The organism is Sphingobacterium yanglingense (assembly GCF_004363245.1).
GTDB classification, from domain to species: Bacteria; Bacteroidota; Bacteroidia; order Sphingobacteriales; family Sphingobacteriaceae; genus Sphingobacterium; species Sphingobacterium yanglingense.
In genome coordinates this window covers 195,456-212,066 of the sequence record NZ_SNYV01000013.1, presented here as the reverse complement: position 1 = coordinate 212,066, position 16,611 = coordinate 195,456, and the positions used below count along the sequence as shown (strand labels likewise).

Here is a 16,611-nt window from a genome sequence, read left to right as displayed (position 1 = left end):
TTTTCTATTAAAAAGATAAATTAACACCGAAAAAGAACTGCGCAGGTACGGGTAAGTTCGTATAAGCTTGTTCGATACGTGATGAGAATCCCGAAGAGGTATTGACTTCTACCGTTTCTGGATCAATATCGACGCCTTTGCCACGAACTATAAATAGGTTACGTCCCTGAACGTACATCTTGACTTTATTCATTTTTAATCGCTTGGACATCTGATCAAAATTGTAAGATAAAGTAAGATCCCTTAACTTCATGTAATTGGCATTGCCCACCATGGCGTCCACAAATGGGAAGTAAAGCATATCCCTATTGGAAGCATTGAGTACCGGGTAAATCGTATGGGCTTCATCCCCAGGTTTACGCCAGCGCTCTGCTACATAACGATTGCTGTAATTAACCCCACTAAAACTATCCTTGCGATACTTATGCCCTAATTTTGCAATGAAGAACACCGACAAATCGAAGTTTTTATAATTAAATGTATTCGTTAGAGAAAGGTCAAATTTGGGACGCATGGTACCTGCATAGATAACGTCTGCAGCTTCGGCATTACTTGGCGCAATTTTATCCCCTTGGGCATTGTAAATCCTAGTCTCTCCAAGTTCATTTAAGCCTGCAAAACTGTATGCCCATATGGCATCGGATGGATAGCCTTCTACCAATACACCCGGAGCAGTTACATAAGCAGAAGTAGGTTTTACTAAGTAATTACGAACCTCATTGTAATTGTAGGATAGATTAGGTGCTATGGTCCAACGGAAATCTGTGTGATTGATTGCTTTGTATGCCAAACCAACCTCAAATCCTTTATTAATCATCTCACCTGCATTGCGGGTCATCCGATTAAATCCAACAGTTGGATCAATAAACTCGGAGGTAAGTAAGTCTGTACTGTTCTTGTGGTAATAATCTAGCGTAGCTGTCAAACGATTTTTTAGGAAGGAAAGGTCTAATCCAACATTCACACTATTGGTCTTCTCCCAACGTAATTGATCATTTGGTGGCGATTGTACGACACGGTCAACCCCGCCGGTTACGTTACTATACCTGCCTGAGGATAAGATTAAGAACGGTCCTTCGTTCAGTGATATATTCCCACCTATACCATAAGACCCTCGGATATTCAACTGGTCTATCCAATCCACTTTAAAGAACTCTTCGTTTCCTAATTTATACGTACCACCGACTGACCATAGCGGACGATAGCGGAACTTGGGATTGGTACCAAAGAAATTGGTCATGTCCATACGGATACTACCGCTTACGATAAATCGATTGTCGTATTCGTAAGAACCGTTGCCATACCAAGACACAAAACGGTTGTCCCGGTAAGAATAAGCGCCTGGATTTAAACTGATCTGCCTTCCCATCAACATGTCCGAATTGTATACGCCTGCATTGTAATCTTTTGCATTCATCGGTACGTAAGTCCCGGCAACAGGATTATAGCCAACGCGTGTTTCTAAGGTATTATTGTCAAAGGTAATACGACGCACCTCATTTCCGATCAAGGCATTGACCCGGTGTTTATTGTCCGCAAAACTCTGGTTATAGTTCAACTGTGTCCGTATGGTCCAGCTCTGGTTCATGTTACGGCTCTCGTCAATAATCCCCCCATCGGGTAAATAATGATTGGCGGTATTCTTTTTGGAAGTCCCATCATTGAAAGCGATACGTACGGCATAGGCATCGTAATCACGGATGGCTTTATTTTGGCTATTGCCCCGCTGCCAGTTACCACCTAGCTCTGCCGTCAACCCTGGAATGATACTGGCACGAACAAATCCGCCTATACGCGTTTGCAAATCGGTATAGTGTCGATTTTCTTTGGTGAGATCCATTAATGGATTGTAGTCCCATGGTTTCATACCAGCGGTATTTTTGTAGGTAGCTACTTTGTACTGGCTCAGTCCCCATACCTCGGCTGGATTGCCCTGTGCATCGAAGATAGACGTGTAAGGCTGCAACAAAGAATTGGCATAGTAGGTGGTCAATGTACCGTAGTCCATATACGGAGATTTGCGGTTGTTGTAGGTTGTATTCGCCGCTATCCCGACAGTTAGGAAGTCCACTGGCTTCCATTCGTTTTTGATATCCAATAGCATCCGCTTGGAATTGCTGTGGATGAAACTGTTTCGGGTATCCAGTAGGTTTAAAGCTACGTTGTACTTGTTTTCGTCGCTACCACCTGACATGTTCAGATCGTGCTGATGGCTGAATTCGGGACGGAACATATAGTCCTCAATCTGTTGTAGTCCATCTATATTGCGTAATGCATTGATCTCGGCCATGGCATCTGCTTCGGAGATCTTCTTCTCACGCACCTGCATCAACAGATAGGTGACACGGCTCATATTTAATTTATCAACTGTTGATGCTGCATTAGGGTTTTGCTGGAATAAATCAATCTCTGCATCGATGTAGTCCGAGCTGGATGCTTTGTTTAAGTCCTTGAGATGTGGCTTGGCAACCACATTTAACAAGCCGGAGTAGTTTAAGGTCGGTCTGCCCTTTTTACCGTTCTTAGTGGTGATGACTATCACTCCATTGGCTGCTCGCGCTCCATAAATAGAAGCTGCTACAGCATCTTTGAGCACAGTGATATTTTCTATATTCTGTGGGTTGATATTATCAATTCCGCCTTCTATCGGATAACCGTCTACAACTACCAAAGGTGTCTTTTCGGCTTGAAAAGTGGATACACCACGGATTTCTAAGTTACCCTTGCTGTCCATCACCACACCGGTCAACTGCCCCTCTAATGCTGCCTTTATATTGGTAGATAGTTTTTGTTCTAGTTTTTCACCCGTTACTGTTGCAAAAGACCCTGTGGTCCTTTCTTTGGATACGGTCTGGTATCCGGTATTAATAACTACCGAGGCTTCTCCCAATTCGGATACGACCACCTTTAAGCGGATGGTCCCTATATCTTCTGATTTAATTCCGACCTTGATCTCATAGGGCACATAGCCCATATAGGAGATAACCAATACCGCATTGTCAGGCAACATATTTAAAGAAAAACTGCCTCCAATATCAGTCGCGATAGTCTTTCCTTGCTGCTTTACATGTACAGTAGCACCTACTAAAGGTTCTCCCTTTTCCCCCACGACACGTCCTTTGACCGTAATTTGCTGTAAAGATTCCATACCAGTAGAATGGTCAACTCTGGATATTTTCTCGCGCAAGATAATGGTCTTGTTCTCTACACTGTATTGAACAGACTGATTACTGAAGAGCTTTTGAAGTACGCTGCTTAATTCTTCATTTTTTGCTTCTATAGAGATCAGAGGTGTATTTTTGAAAAGACTCTTAGGGTATACAAAATCGTACCCCGTATTAGTACGGATATTCTTTAATACGGTCTCAATCCCTACATTTTTATGAGATAAACTGATCTTTTGCGCATTTATAGCTAAGGAAGATTGTAGAAAGACAATCAGCAACAAAATACAGGTAAAATTAATCTTCATAAGCCATTTTCTTAATTCAGGTCGTTGCAGTATAGATGACTTGCTACGTCTGCTCTCAGTTAAAAAACAGACAAACGAATCCCATCCTGCACAAGTGTTATAATAAAGTTTATACATTTGTTGTGTTGGTTAATTGATAAAAAATGTTAGTTGCATATTTTGTAGTAAGCCAATCGCTGATCGGAGGTGTCCCCACACCTTCGATCTCTTCTTTTTTGACTTGCTACTTCTTTAGGTTCATTTGTTACTGTGTTCCCTGGACCTCCTTTCTTGACGTTTACGGTATCTCCAAAATGGTTATTGACTGACAATTACTTTTTTGCTGTACCCAGCAGTAGATGCAGCCTCGATTTTAAAACGCACTTTATTGGTTCCCTGAAGTACTTTTAACACTTCGCCCAACGTCTTGGTCTTGGATATGGTACCCACCAAAGGCTCCTGGCTTATGTGGCCCTGATAAACGACCTCTACATTGTACCATCTGGCCAACTGACGCATAATGGACCGGATATCGGCATCAAAAACAAAATCACCCCGTTTCCAGTCGATGACCGACTCTACATTCACCGCTGCAACGTGGATAGCATTAGCTTTATCCGATACCACAGCCTGCTGTCCTGGTTTCAATGACCGCACGCTTGGCGTACCAGGCGTACCACCGTGAGCAGTAACGCGTACAGCCCCTTCAACCAAAGTGGTCTTGGTATTCGCCTCGTCTTTGTAAGCGTTGACATTGAAATGAGTTCCCAAGACTTCAATATCTTGATTGTCGGTGTGTACTATAAATGGGTATCGTTTGTTTTTGGCGACCTCAAAATAGCCCTCACCGGTTAGTGTGACCTCACGTTTCTGACCGGTAAAACGGGTCGGGTATTGGAGTGATGACTCGGCATTAAGGAACACCATAGTTTGATCGGGTAATACCACTTGAATCTGCTCTCCTCGATTGGTTTTTAATGTATTGTGGCCTACCGTCGCGGCATCAGCACCTGTGATTTCGTAACGGATCTGTCCATCGGTGGTCTTGGATATCTTGACACCGGACTGCTCAGCGATATTTCCAGCTAACGCTTCTTCTAGTTGTATACTGCGGCCATCGGCTAGCGTGAGGGTAATACCTGCTTTGGCAGCAGCAATATCACGGGTAGCAGCTGAATCGACCTGAGCAAGGTCTGTCGCAGTTGTACCTATGTCGTTGTATTGGTGGGTGAAAAGGATACTCAAACCGACCAACAGCAGAAGAGCAGCAATCCATTTTACATTCCGATAGATTGGGATAACTTTAACGGGCTTCAATGCGCGCGACATATTGTCTCGGATACCTTCTTGCATACGGTCCTTTTCGGCGGTGGGCATTTCGTCCCATAGCGAGCTTTGTTGCTCGCACCAGTCCAAATAGTAGATATACTGTTCCAGTTCCCTTGCTGTGGCCGTACCTTCGGCTACTTTACCGGCAATATGTAAAAACTCTTCTCTGTCCATATCATCTGCTTATACTAGTAAAGCGATAATCTTCCCGCTATCCCCTAAAGGATAGTAGAATTTATTTAAAATAAAACATAACAAACTGATATCTAAAGGAATAAAAACAAAAGATAGTGATACTTGCCTAACGAACCTCTTAGTTTTTTGAGTGCAATAGTAATCTGGGCCTCTACGGTTTTCTCTGAAATACCTAACTTCTTGGCAATGTCTTTATGGGACTGGTACGCAAATCGGCTAAGTTGGAATATTTCTCTACAGCGATCGGGCAAGTCTTGAATCAGGGATTCAATAAGCTGCTGTAGCTCTTTAACTTCCAGTTCTAGACTCTCATCGGGATACAAAACTGGTGCATTTTTTAGATTTTGGGTAAAACTTTCTTGCACTTTGGCGCTCCTGAAATAACTGGCGGTCTTGAAGCGTACCGCAGTCAATAAATAGCCTTTACAAGAAGTAAGTTGCCACTGCTGCCTATTCTCCCAGAACCAGGTAAAGATGTCTTGAATAATATCTTTTGCTACTTCCTTATCTCGAATTACATTGTAGGCATAACCGTACAACAGGTCGAAATACCTGGAATACAGCTCTTCGAAAGCATCATAATCGTCAGCTTTTATCAGCTGCAAGAGCCGCTCTTCAGAATAAGTCGGATAGGATTCCATTGCTTAGTGCCTATATTGATATTAGCAAAAGTTAATGCGGACAAGTATAGTAAAATATTTTTACAAAAATTTAGGGATTAGACTTTACTTTGGCATAAAGTAAAGAACAGAATAAGTAAAATTTGCAAAATCTAATTATACAACTATAACCACGGAGACAGACAGAGATCTTACCGAAGAAGAACTCTACCCAATGGGTGGATTCTGCGAAGCAAAACGAAGGTGGCCAGTAATAAACAGAAGAAGGGGAAAAACTTGTGTTGCTTAAACTATTTCATTAAATTTGCCCCTAACATTGTAAACAACAATCAATTATGGCTATTGCAATAAAAAATATCCCTTTATTAAAAGAAGACGTTGCTATCGCTTTTGATAACAAAGCAGAAGCTGCTATTGCAAAAAAATCGACCGTTAAGTTCACCAAACAGTTAGTAGTTTTCGCAAAAATTTTGAAAAAGGCTAAAATTTAAATTCCCATCGTTTTGGCATTTCTATATGAAAAGTGCACTTTACATACATACGACGAATCTATCTTAAAGGATTGCGTTGCATTTGATTGTGGAAATCCCGATCTCAATGAGTTTTTCTCATATTAACACCCAATTAGTATATTATGACCTGATCCTATTAGCGGATTAAATATTTTAAATAGCATAAGATCCAGATAAAGAGAACTCTCTCCGCTCATTTGTTGACACCTCCATATTTGAAGTTACTAAAATATAATACTGTTCAAAAAACGATATGAAAAACCTCCTATTATTATTATCCTGTATAATACTCCAGTCATTTACAGCTGGAATAAATGATCCTATTGATAGAATCGGTGTCAAAGGTCCATTGACATTTGATAAAACGGTCTTCAATCTTGCCTGGTCGAGTACCCCAAACAAAGGGTACTACGTTCAAGAATACCTCCCTAAAGGAGAAAAAGTGGAGAGTTTCAATCAGATGCTCTCTATACAGCTGCTGGAGGCTGATATTTCTATTAATGATGTCGTTAGTCAAAAATTGAGAGAACTAAATGAACGAAAAAAAACAGATCCGATATGCAATTATCAGGTAATAGAAAATCCTGAAGCAAATGAGGTCATTGTTGATTTCTTGATTGGGGAGAGTAAAAATGATAAAATGACTATAGTCGAGTTTAATGTATATCGCTATAAGCAGCTAGAGCTACCCGAAGGAAAAAAAGCTATTATCCTGTATTTTTACTCGAAAAGAAGTTATGGCGAGCGTATTACTCCTTTTTTACAAACATTGAAAACCGAGCGGACAAAATACATAAACGAGATGATCGGAACTGATATCCCTAAACTATCAATAAAAGAGAAATAGAAACAATAGGCCATTCACAGTAGATGAATGATTTAGACCCCTCGAACTCGAGGGGTTTAGGAAACAAGCTGGACTGAATAGCTTTATTTTACATACTGAAACGGAAATAAAAAAAAGTGCTGAACTAATTTTGATTTGCTCTGTTCATTGAATATATAAACAGTTTACTTGTCGAGAGATAAGACCGATTCTGGGAGTTTACTCCCAGAATTTTTCCTAAAATCACTATTCTTAACAAAAATAATTACACGATGAGCGAGCAAAATATCAACGACAGAAAAGAGGCAATAACAAAATTGAAAGTGCTAGCGGAAGAAATCGACTTTTGCTTCTTTTGCACTAATGTCAAATCAGAGCAGCCTGACTCTACACCAATGAGCGTACAGGAAGTGGATGATGAAGGTTCAATTTGGTTTCTAGCTTCTCTCGCCAGTACCAAATGCGAAAATATAAAAACGGATAATGCAATACAGTTATACTTTTCATCACCTAAAGACTTCAAATTTCTTGCGGTTGTGGGAGATGCAGATCTCGTAAGAGACGAAAAAAGAATTGATAAGTACTGGAATAAAATGGTAGAAGGCTGGTTTGAAAAAGGACGTGAGGATCCAAATATTATATTGATACGAGTAAAACCCCAAAAAGCACATTATTGGGATACTAAACATCATAAACTATTATCCTATGCCTTGACATTTTACAGCGCAATTACAGGCAATAAAAGTGACCAAGGTCTTCACGGAGAAATTAATGTCCCGAATTAATTTCGGGACTTAATTACCTCTAATGCGAATGGAGGAATCATTGGAGCAACTTCACGCTCAAAGTTTTCATCAGTACAGGAAAAGCTTCTTTGAACCAAACTGTAAAATCCTGAGGTCGGTTTAGCATCCAAATCTCGATTTCATCGGGATCCATCCACTTGAAATCATTTACTTCGTCTGGATTGGGCTGTGGACTGATATCACTAAAACCTACGAGTACATGGTCAAGTTCATGCTCCACTAAACCATTTTCAACAGGAGAATGATAAATAAAAAAATAGATCTGTTCTAAATCTGCTGAAAGCCCCATCTCAAACTCCAATCGCTGTCGGGCACTATCAACGACGCACTCGCCCAACTGTGGATGCGAACAACAGGTATTGGTCCATAAACTGCCTCCATGGTATTTGTGCGGTGCGCGCTGCTGCAACAACAACTGTCCCCTATTATTGAAAATAAAAATAGAAAACGCCCGATGTAACAAGCCTTGGCGATGTGCGTCGAGCTTATCCATTTCCATAAGTTCTTCATCATGTTCGTTGACAAGCAATACGGTATTTCTTTCCATAACATTCTTTAATTTATTTCCTTACCTTTTCCCTTGAACTTGTGGAATAGATATACATTCCAAAGTATCATAGTATATCCGTAGAAGGCATCCTCTACAGGTACTGTACCAATACGGTAGTTCCAGAAGTAAGCCGAATTATAGTTTACTATGGGTTCTTCTAACCCTGTCCCAGTAAGAACGCCATTCACCAAAAAGAAACCGACCAACAGTATTCCGTACACGGCTGTCGCCTCCGAAAAATACTGAAAATGAGCAATGTAAAATAAATAAATAATAGTACCTGTGGTAACTATAAAAGTAATGAAGGGATAAATTTTATCTATTGACAACATGGTTAATATAGCCAATATCCCTATCGCAGAAACTACAAAAACCGAAGTGGTTCGATGAGACCAGCGCAGGTTAAAAAATTGGGTAAGACAAAAATAGGTAAACACACAGCTGAAAGGGATAATGATAAAAAACAGTATCTCCTCTATAGGCAAATCTAATATTCTATAGCCTACTATATACCTGTCATTGAACCACCATACGCCCATATCTGTAAACCAGGCATCCCAAAGTAAAAAGGGCAAGGCGACTACTATGCTGGCCTGCAAATACGTCAAGAAATAACGGTCAAATCTAATTTTGGGATGAAATGAAAATAGAAAGCAGATAATAATAGCAAAAAACTCTACTGCCAGGTAGGTGAATCTTTCCATATACCTATTTTTTAAAGTACATTTTAAAATAATAAAGGGGAACCCACAAAAAACCAAAGCACTCCCCCTGCTCTTTGGTGCGGTGTTTATGATGCTGCTTATGAGCCCTGCGAATGGCCTTCAGGTATGGACTATCGGTGTGTTTAAAAATTTTTAAACGCTGGTGGATAAAAATATCATGTACGAAAAAATAGGCCATACCGTAAATAGCAATACCTAAACCAATAAAAAATAAGAGCCCAAGCTCAGTTCTGCTTCCTATATAAAGCAACCAAATGGCGGGTATAGCGAAAACGACAAAAAAGTAATCGTTTCGCTCCAACTTTTTATCGTGCTCAGGATTATGGTGATCTTTGTGCCAGCACCATAAAAAGCCATGCATGACATACTTGTGTACGCACCATGTAAATCCTTCCATAAGTATAAAGACACCAATGACAATTGCTATATACATCATAAGACCGCTGCTTTATATTTAAAATAGCTCTCCATCATGATAGAGAACTTATAGCTATTGGGAATACGTACCCGCTTGGCCATTATATCAGAAGCGGACATTTTGTGAATCTTATTGAATAAGGACCAATAATACCTGTAGGCCAAGTAAACACCGAATCGGGCACAAGAGGGAAGCTGCTTGATACCAACTAGAGCCATCACAAAATCATTTTTAATATCGCACTCAATGCTTGCTTTGACACGATCATCAAATTTACCCATTTCTAAATTTGGGAAATACACACGTCCCAAAGTGAAATAATCTTCGCGCATATCACGTAAGAAGTTTATTTTTTGAAATGCAGAGCCAAGGCGCATAGCGTACGGCATCAGCGCTTCATAATGTTGCTGATCTCCCTTTACAAAAACCTGGAGACACATCAATCCTACCACCTCGGCAGACCCCACAATATAATCTTTATAACGCTGATCATTGTATGACAGGGGCTCCAGATCCATGGCCATACTGGCCAAAAATCGATCTATAAGAGCCCTATCGATACGATACTGATGTACTGAGGCCTGAAATGCATTTAAAATGGGATTGAGTGAGATCTTTTCCTTGAGGGCGCAGTCTGTATCTATTTTCAGTCGTTGTAAGAGTGTTTTTTTGTCATACCCATGAAAACTATCTACAATTTCATCTGCTAAACGTACATAGCCGTAAATCGCATAAATCGCTGGGCGTATCGAAGCATCCAAAGCTAATATGCCCAATGAAAAGCTTGTACTGTATTTTTCAGTAGTTATCTTGCTCACCTGAGAAGATAAATCGTCAAAAATTTTCTTCATAATCTATAATTTTTGCTTGTTGATTTCGCAGGCTACAATTTTTCCCGAAATAACGGACGGTGGTACTCCAGGTCCAGGTACGGTCAACTGACCTGTATAAAAAATATTTTTTACTTTCTTATTACGAATACTTGGTTTTAAAACAGCGGTCTGTTTTAGTGTATTTGCAAGTCCATAAGCATTCCCGTTGAATGCGTTATAGTCTTTTTGGAAATCGCTGACACAATAACTCCGTTTATATACGAGGTGTTGTTTTAAACCAATAGCTCCGGTGTGTTTTTCCAGTCGGGATAACATCATTTCCAGATACTGTTCCCGGATATCCTCTGGGTCATCCAGACCAACTGCCAAAGGCAACAGTAAAAACACGTTTTCACAGCCTACAGGAGCAACTTCTGAATCTGTCTTTGATGGACAACAGACATAAAACAGGGGATTTTCAGGCCATTCCTTCGTATCGTATACGGTACTGAGATGCGCGTCCATATCATACTCAAAAAACAAAGTATGATGTTTAAGATTCTGTATCTTGATATCAAAACCTAGATAATAAATCAGACATGAAGGAGCAAGTGTCTTTTTCGACCAGTAACCCTCATTATAATTACGGTAATCTTGTGGAAGTAGACTTTCGGTATGTTTATAGTCGGAACTACCAACTAAGTATTCGAAAGTTTCAATACCGCCCTGTGATGTGTTTAAAGATATAGCGCGATCGCCGTCAACCTGTATACCTTCTACTGCCGTGTCCAGATGAAATTTGACACCTTTTTGTTCCGCTATATAAGCCATTGCATCCACAACAGACTTAAAACCTCCCTGTGGATACCAAGTGCCTAAACCGTATCCGCCATAACTCATCAAACTGTACATAGCCGGTATATCCTTGGGAGAAGCTCCCAAAAATATAACAGGGAACTCCATCAATGAGAGCAGGCGCGGATCTTTGAAATATTTACGGACATAGGTACGAAACGAAGTCAATAGATTTAAACGGGTAGACGCTGCCAGCATCCGTGGTGTAAGAAACTCTATCCAAGAAAGTGAAGGTGTGTAAATGAAATCGGACATAGCGATCTCATATTTCTCTTGTGCATCCGCCATAAATCGATCAAACTGCTTACCTGCCCCAATTTCAATCGATTCAAAAAGATCCCGAAGCTGCTGCATATCTGCTGGAACCTCGATGCTATCTCCATCAAAGACGACTTCAAACTGAGGATTTAACGCCTCTAAATCATAAAAGTCGGATGTGGAAAATCCAAAATCAGCGAAAAAAGATTCCATAACATCGGGCATCCAATACCAACTCGGCCCCATATCGAAACGGAAGCCACAGACCGTATTAAACTGGCGGGCCCGGCCTCCCAGGGAATTGTTTTTCTCAAATACATCTACCGGATATCCAAACGAAGAAAGGTAACAGGCCGCGGAGAGCCCGGAAAAACCTGATCCGATAATGGCTACTTTAGGAAATCGAAATATAGGAAGCATAGTATTAATACGATTAAATTAGCACACAAATATACCTTATTAATCGTATTAAGATAAAAAAAGTTCATAAATAAACTTAAATAGTTTATTTATGAACTTTTATAAGAAGTTATGCAACCTAAACTAAGCCGGTGTAGATTGCGCTTCTTTATACGTTTGGTAGGCGACGTCTAGTAATAAATCATTATCAATGCTTTGCATATATAATGCATGATGAAAATCATTGAGCTTGCTTAGGAGCTTAATCAAATCCATTTTCTCCTTATTGGTTAAATTACCTGTCACAATACTTGTGGCTTGTCTGATACGGCCCATATGATCATTTAATATCTTAATGCCTTCTTCTGTAATCATAACCACCTTACTGCGCTTGTCAATACTGGAATCAATCTGGCTCACCCAGCCCTGATGGATCAAACGATTTATGGTCTGCATACCTACAGGCTTTTCATGTATATTCCGTTTTATAAGCTCCATTTTAGTCATCGCACCAAAGGCCTGTAAATTTATCAAGTAAATAAACTCTTCCTGCGTAGAAAATGGAGAGCCTGAAATGGCTGATTTAGAATAGCTCTTTGCGTAACGGTTCATATGTACCAACATAGTGCTGATGGCGCTATCGGCACTTCTTCCTTTCTCTTTACCTACCCAGGAAGGTTCTATTTCTAAATCATTGCTAGGGGACTTGTCCGAGACCCAACGTTGGAAACCTTGAATATTTTGGGGGTATCCGCTTTCTGAGGATCCCTTTTCGAACTCCTCTAAAAGCCCGATGACATCTTTCATTAAATTGTACTTCATAATGATATACTTATTGTCGGCCGTTGAACTTTGCTTCTAAAACCTTGTGTCGGTAATCAAATATTTCATTTAATTTATTTCTTACAAATAACATATGCGCTAATCGACCTAAAATCCCCATAGGCAATACATAGCGTACACTATCTTGCATAAGCACACCATTCTCGTTCGGGGTAAATTGATGGGTGTGCTCCCATATTTTGTACGGCCCCTTTTCTTGAAAATCTATAAAGCTCTTTTTCGTGTCAACATGTGTTATACTAGTTCTCCACCTCATAGGCACCCCGAATATAGGAACAATCCTGTAATCAATCTTCATCCCTACATAGATAGACTCTTCAAGACCTCCGGACAAAACCTCAAACTTCATTTTATCAGGAGTGATATTTGCTAGATTATGCGGATTGGAAAAGAAATCCCAAGCCGTATCAATGTCGCAAGATAATTGCTGTTGCCTAAATAATAGATAATCCATGTGTAAAAAAGAACTAAATAATCTAAAACAAGTACAAATATATACTATATTGAGCTAATATGAAACCTGCTTTAATCAATCCTAGAAAAGAACAAAATTTTAAAATTCTACTTGACGCAAGTCTTTACAAAACTTAAATTTGGACTCTAAACCTAGAGGGTATAATTTTTTTCAAGACATTTTCTAAAAGCTATTAATATAAAATTGTTAGTTATTACATCATGTTTAAAGGATTCTTTTTTACCAAACATCTGAAGCCGGGAATTGTATCAAAAGCTTTAATTCTCGCATGTATCTCATCCGTATTTCATCCTGTAAAAGCTCAGGAAACAAACAGCTCCTCAAGCTCTAATTTTAAAGTCCGGCTGATTAATCTGGAAGCCCCTTCTACAGAAGTATTCCGATACAACGGTACAATAACCAACCCAAGCGGACTTGAAAAAGTCTATGAGCTACAAGCTGGGCTGCCTCCAGGATGGTCTGTGGCCTATAAAACTGAGGGTATGCAGGTTACTTCAATTAATCTAGAGCCACATGCCAGCAAAGAGGTGAGCATAGAAATAACACCTTCGTACACAGCGGATGCTAAAAAACACATTGTCCCGGTAAAAGTTATAAGCCAAGGCGATACCACAGTCGTGAATTTGGAATCGGTTATAAAGGGGACATATAAGATGGAAATATATACCCAGAACCAGGTTCTGAGCGGTAGCACAACTACGGGCAGTAAGAAGGAAATATTCGTCACGGTAAAAAACACGGGTACCATAGCTCTTGAGAATATTGAACTCTCGACACAATTGCCTTCTAAATGGGAATCCAGTTTTGATGTGGACAAGATAGATAAACTGGAACCCGGCAAAACAAAGGATATTAAGGTCAACATAAAGGTGCCCGATAAAACAATAGCCGGGGACTACATGGTCAATGTGTCGGCAAAAAATAATAATTTGGACTCTTCTCTGGCTTACCGTATGGAGGTCAAAACTTCCTTATTGACTGGATGGATAGGGATGTTACTGATTGTATTGGCAGTTGGTTTTATCTATCTATTGGTACGCAAGTATGGGAGGCGTTAAGTTGACTTAAAACATTTTCAAGGAAAACCGGCCTCTCCACGGTCAGATCATGAAATAAATGCGAAGCATTCATGAGTTCCATCGAGAAAACAATTAAGTACACGAATAATTATTTACATATGAAATATCCATGTAGCAATGGCTACACAAATACGGATAAAAATACTTTGGACATTCCATATGGCCGTTAAAGGACAAATTATATACATATGAATAATCCTATTATAAAGCTAAGAGGGTTATCCAAGCATTATAAAAATAAGATTGCTGTCGACAACCTGTCCCTTGAGATCAATAAAGGAGAAATATTCGGTCTTTTAGGCCCCAATGGGGCTGGTAAAACGACGACTATCCTTATGTTGCTTGGACTTAGCGAACCTACATCTGGTCAAGCTCATGTATGTGGACATGATGCAACCCGGAATCCCATTGCCGTTAAAAAAAAGGTTGGATACCTACCTGATAACCTAGGTTTTTATGGTAACATGACCGCACTGGAAAACCTTTCTTTTGTCGGTCGGCTGAATGGTTTCTCGGAGCGTGAGGCCGAGGCCAAAGCAATCGAATTATTAGAGATCGTAGGGTTAAAAAACAATGCGAATCAAAAAACAACGACATTCTCCAGAGGGATGAAACAACGCCTTGGTCTTGCTGATGTGCTGATCAAAGAGCCTGAAGTGATTATTCTGGATGAACCTACACTTGGAATAGACCCTAGTGGTGTTAAGGACTTTCTGGCTCTTATAAAAAAACTGAATGAGGAACAGCAACTGACGGTACTTCTTTCTTCACACCACCTGCACCATGTACAACAGATCTGTGACCGTGTAGGCATATTTGTCGCAGGCAAATTGTTGGCCAGTGGTGATATCCCTAGTCTTTCGAAACAACTATTTAACAAAAACGGCTATGTCACCTTGCTGCGTCTCCAGAACAGCGCAGAAGCTACCACGCAATTAAAATATGATATCGAATCATTGCCTGGTGTACAAGAAGTAATAATGACCGGGAATGAACTAGAAGTAATATCTGTCCAAGAGCAGACTGCGGAAATGGTGAAGCATGTGGTTGGAAAAGGATACGGACTGGTCGGGGTCGAACAGAAGACCTACGGACTGGATGAAATCTATCTCGAATATTTCAAGAACGAAAAAAATCAAGATGTAAGTAATGAAAAATCTAAAAGAGTCTCTAAAAAGACGTTTTTCAAAAGAAAATAAGCTTGACGAAATCAAATCGCCAATGGGCGTACTGTTGCGTAAGGAAATTGCGGAACATATCAGAAGCTGGCGGTTCGTGATATTGCTGACGTTGATCATATTGACATTTACAGCATCTATGTATTCGTCGCTGAGTAATATTAAGTCTGCATTCACGTCTTCGGAAAATAGCAGTGAGTCTTTTTTCTACTTAAAGTTACTGACATTGACAGATGATACGATACCACCATTCCATATATTCCTTAGTTTTCTGGCGCCAATCCTCGGTATTAGTCTCGGATTTGATGCCATTAACTCAGAAAACAATAATGGATCGCTAATACGTCTGATGGCACAGCCTCTATATAGAGATAATATTATTGTAGCCAAATTTCTAGCGCCTCTAGTAATTGTCGCGGTTCTATTCTTGACACTGACTTTTCTAATCGTCGGATACGCTATGTGCATCAGTGGTATCCCTATCGAGTGGCAGGAGATTGTTCGCATCATTGCCTTTAACGGGATGACTTTACTATATATAGGGTTCTGGCTAAGTATTGCGATTTTATTGTCAATACGCTTTAAGCAACCTGCCACCTCGGCTCTGACAGCGATTGGTATCTGGCTATTCTTCACTGTATTCTTTCAGGTTGTGGTTAATATTGCAATCAAAGCCTTCATTCCTAATCCCAACTATCTTTCTACCGACAAGATAGCTTACTATAACGAAATAATTCTAAATATTCTACGTATATCTCCGAGCCAGCTATACGTCGATGCTTCGACAACATTACTAATGCCAACGGTCAGAAGTTTGGGACCTGTATCTATGGAACAAATGGTTGCTGCGATACCGAATACTATATCCGTAAGAAATAGCCTGATGTTGGTATGGCCACAGCTCAGCGGATTGATAGCGTTTACACTGCTTATATTTGCCATGTCATATTATCTTTTTATGCGTCGAGAAATTAGATCATGATATAATCTGGAAGGACTAGGTGCTGCTAGTGTCCAGACAGCACCTAGTTACTACCATTTATATAGTCGTCAAGAATGCGCAGTACTCCATCCTGCCGAATGAAATTCTGTATTACTATCTCCTGTGGGGCTTGAGCAATAGCTTTCCGATGAGCCTTATATCGAAGCGAAAAGAACAGCTACTTTAGAACATTCGTTCTAAAGTATGGATTAAAATCTTTATTTTTACAGTATTGATCTACGAAACTGTGTAAAAAACTGGCATTTTCGCCTCTCGGCGAATCTATTTTAAGCAGTCT

16 protein-coding genes are annotated in these 16,611 nt (G+C 40.0%); 6 read left to right on the top strand and 10 right to left on the bottom strand.

From position 1 onward, the window contains the following. Positions 1-7: 7 nt before the first annotated feature. The 3 genes from CLV99_RS09255 to CLV99_RS09245 all read right to left on the bottom strand — a co-directional run bounded on the left by CLV99_RS09255 (position 8) and on the right by CLV99_RS09245 (position 5,616). Positions 8-3,472 (bottom strand): SusC/RagA family TonB-linked outer membrane protein, encoded by a 3,465-nt coding sequence (locus CLV99_RS09255; RefSeq protein ID WP_162850082.1) that lies wholly within the window; start codon positions 3,470-3,472, stop codon positions 8-10. Between the two features lie 297 nt (positions 3,473-3,769). After that, positions 3,770-4,954: a FecR family protein gene (locus CLV99_RS09250; protein ID WP_133584225.1), complete on the bottom strand. Its 1,185-nt coding sequence runs from the start codon at positions 4,952-4,954 to the stop codon at positions 3,770-3,772. Between the two features lie 92 nt (positions 4,955-5,046). Next, positions 5,047-5,616: an RNA polymerase sigma-70 factor gene (locus CLV99_RS09245; protein ID WP_133584224.1), complete on the bottom strand. Its 570-nt coding sequence runs from the start codon at positions 5,614-5,616 to the stop codon at positions 5,047-5,049. Between the two features lie 314 nt (positions 5,617-5,930). Here CLV99_RS09245 and CLV99_RS23215 point away from each other — a divergent pair, with 314 nt between their 5' ends. The 3 genes from CLV99_RS23215 to CLV99_RS09235 all read left to right on the top strand — a co-directional run bounded on the left by CLV99_RS23215 (position 5,931) and on the right by CLV99_RS09235 (position 7,718). Next, a complete protein-coding gene (locus CLV99_RS23215) occupies positions 5,931-6,086 on the top strand; it encodes a hypothetical protein (RefSeq protein WP_162850081.1) in 156 nt (51 codons plus the stop codon). Positions 6,087-6,360: 274 nt separating this feature from the next. Further along, positions 6,361-6,954: a hypothetical protein gene (locus CLV99_RS09240; RefSeq protein WP_133584223.1), complete on the top strand. Its 594-nt coding sequence runs from the start codon at positions 6,361-6,363 to the stop codon at positions 6,952-6,954. 251 nt (positions 6,955-7,205) lie between these two features. Further along, a complete protein-coding gene (locus CLV99_RS09235; RefSeq protein WP_133584222.1) occupies positions 7,206-7,718 on the top strand; it encodes a pyridoxamine 5'-phosphate oxidase family protein in 513 nt (170 codons plus the stop codon). Positions 7,719-7,755: 37 nt separating this feature from the next. On the opposite strand, the gene idi is transcribed toward CLV99_RS09235, so the two are convergent. The 7 genes from idi to CLV99_RS09200 form a co-directional block, all read right to left on the bottom strand. Next, on the bottom strand, positions 7,756-8,286 hold the full coding sequence (gene idi, locus CLV99_RS09230) for an isopentenyl-diphosphate Delta-isomerase (protein ID WP_133584221.1): 531 nt from the start codon (positions 8,284-8,286) through the stop codon (positions 7,756-7,758). Positions 8,287-8,294: 8 nt separating this feature from the next. Further along, complete coding sequence (locus CLV99_RS09225) at positions 8,295-8,993, bottom strand: lycopene cyclase domain-containing protein (protein ID WP_133584220.1); 699 nt, start codon at positions 8,991-8,993, stop codon at positions 8,295-8,297. A 4-nt stretch (positions 8,994-8,997) separates the two neighbouring features. Next, positions 8,998-9,450: a sterol desaturase family protein gene (locus CLV99_RS09220; RefSeq protein WP_246032725.1), complete on the bottom strand. Its 453-nt coding sequence runs from the start codon at positions 9,448-9,450 to the stop codon at positions 8,998-9,000. Next, on the bottom strand, positions 9,447-10,283 hold the full coding sequence (locus CLV99_RS09215) for a phytoene/squalene synthase family protein (RefSeq protein ID WP_133584219.1): 837 nt from the start codon (positions 10,281-10,283) through the stop codon (positions 9,447-9,449). The genes CLV99_RS09220 and CLV99_RS09215 overlap by 4 nt, the downstream gene beginning before the upstream one ends. Positions 10,284-10,286: 3 nt before the next feature. Beyond that, positions 10,287-11,777 carry a phytoene desaturase family protein gene (locus CLV99_RS09210; protein WP_133584218.1) on the bottom strand — a complete coding sequence of 497 codons (1,491 nt, stop codon included), beginning with the start codon at positions 11,775-11,777 and terminating at the stop codon, positions 10,287-10,289. Positions 11,778-11,900: 123 nt separating this feature from the next. Beyond that, positions 11,901-12,578, bottom strand: a complete 678-nt coding sequence (locus tag CLV99_RS09205; protein WP_133584217.1) for a MarR family winged helix-turn-helix transcriptional regulator — start codon at positions 12,576-12,578, stop codon at positions 11,901-11,903. Positions 12,579-12,588: 10 nt separating this feature from the next. Then, complete coding sequence (locus tag CLV99_RS09200) at positions 12,589-13,053, bottom strand: SRPBCC family protein (RefSeq protein WP_133584216.1); 465 nt, start codon at positions 13,051-13,053, stop codon at positions 12,589-12,591. 221 nt (positions 13,054-13,274) lie between these two features. Here CLV99_RS09200 and CLV99_RS09195 point away from each other — a divergent pair, with 221 nt between their 5' ends. From CLV99_RS09195 to CLV99_RS09185, 3 genes are all read left to right on the top strand, one after another. Beyond that, entirely contained in the window at positions 13,275-14,132 is an 858-nt protein-coding gene (locus tag CLV99_RS09195; RefSeq protein WP_133584215.1) for a COG1470 family protein, read from the top strand. A gap of 209 nt (positions 14,133-14,341) precedes the next feature. Further along, complete coding sequence (locus CLV99_RS09190; RefSeq protein ID WP_133584214.1) at positions 14,342-15,352, top strand: ABC transporter ATP-binding protein; 1,011 nt, start codon at positions 14,342-14,344, stop codon at positions 15,350-15,352. Further along, a complete protein-coding gene (locus tag CLV99_RS09185; RefSeq protein WP_133584213.1) occupies positions 15,303-16,313 on the top strand; it encodes an ABC transporter permease in 1,011 nt (336 codons plus the stop codon). Before CLV99_RS09190 ends, CLV99_RS09185 begins: the two co-directional genes overlap by 50 nt. Positions 16,314-16,611 lie beyond the last annotated feature (298 nt).

Bases quoted from the DNA above. Each gene is read 5' to 3' on its own strand.
- CLV99_RS09250 (WP_133584225.1), bottom strand. From the start codon at position 4,954: ATGGACAGAGAAGAGTTTTTACATATTGCCGGTAAAGTAGCCGAAGGT.
- CLV99_RS09190 (WP_133584214.1), top strand. From the start codon at position 14,342: ATGAATAATCCTATTATAAAGCTAAGAGGGTTATCCAAGCATTATAAA.
- CLV99_RS09220 (WP_246032725.1), bottom strand. From the start codon at position 9,450: ATGATGTATATAGCAATTGTCATTGGTGTCTTTATACTTATGGAAGGA.
- CLV99_RS23215 (WP_162850081.1), top strand. From the start codon at position 5,931: ATGGCTATTGCAATAAAAAATATCCCTTTATTAAAAGAAGACGTTGCT.
- CLV99_RS09245 (WP_133584224.1), bottom strand. From the start codon at position 5,616: ATGGAATCCTATCCGACTTATTCTGAAGAGCGGCTCTTGCAGCTGATA.
- idi (WP_133584221.1), bottom strand. From the start codon at position 8,286: ATGGAAAGAAATACCGTATTGCTTGTCAACGAACATGATGAAGAACTT.
- CLV99_RS09215 (WP_133584219.1), bottom strand. From the start codon at position 10,283: ATGAAGAAAATTTTTGACGATTTATCTTCTCAGGTGAGCAAGATAACT.
- CLV99_RS09200 (WP_133584216.1), bottom strand. From the start codon at position 13,053: ATGGATTATCTATTATTTAGGCAACAGCAATTATCTTGCGACATTGAT.
- CLV99_RS09185 (WP_133584213.1), top strand. From the start codon at position 15,303: ATGAAAAATCTAAAAGAGTCTCTAAAAAGACGTTTTTCAAAAGAAAAT.
- CLV99_RS09195 (WP_133584215.1), top strand. From the start codon at position 13,275: ATGTTTAAAGGATTCTTTTTTACCAAACATCTGAAGCCGGGAATTGTA.
- CLV99_RS09240 (WP_133584223.1), top strand. From the start codon at position 6,361: ATGAAAAACCTCCTATTATTATTATCCTGTATAATACTCCAGTCATTT.
- CLV99_RS09235 (WP_133584222.1), top strand. From the start codon at position 7,206: ATGAGCGAGCAAAATATCAACGACAGAAAAGAGGCAATAACAAAATTG.
- CLV99_RS09205 (WP_133584217.1), bottom strand. From the start codon at position 12,578: ATGAAGTACAATTTAATGAAAGATGTCATCGGGCTTTTAGAGGAGTTC.
- CLV99_RS09255 (WP_162850082.1), bottom strand. From the start codon at position 3,472: ATGAAGATTAATTTTACCTGTATTTTGTTGCTGATTGTCTTTCTACAA.
- CLV99_RS09210 (WP_133584218.1), bottom strand. From the start codon at position 11,777: ATGCTTCCTATATTTCGATTTCCTAAAGTAGCCATTATCGGATCAGGT.
- CLV99_RS09225 (WP_133584220.1), bottom strand. From the start codon at position 8,993: ATGGAAAGATTCACCTACCTGGCAGTAGAGTTTTTTGCTATTATTATC.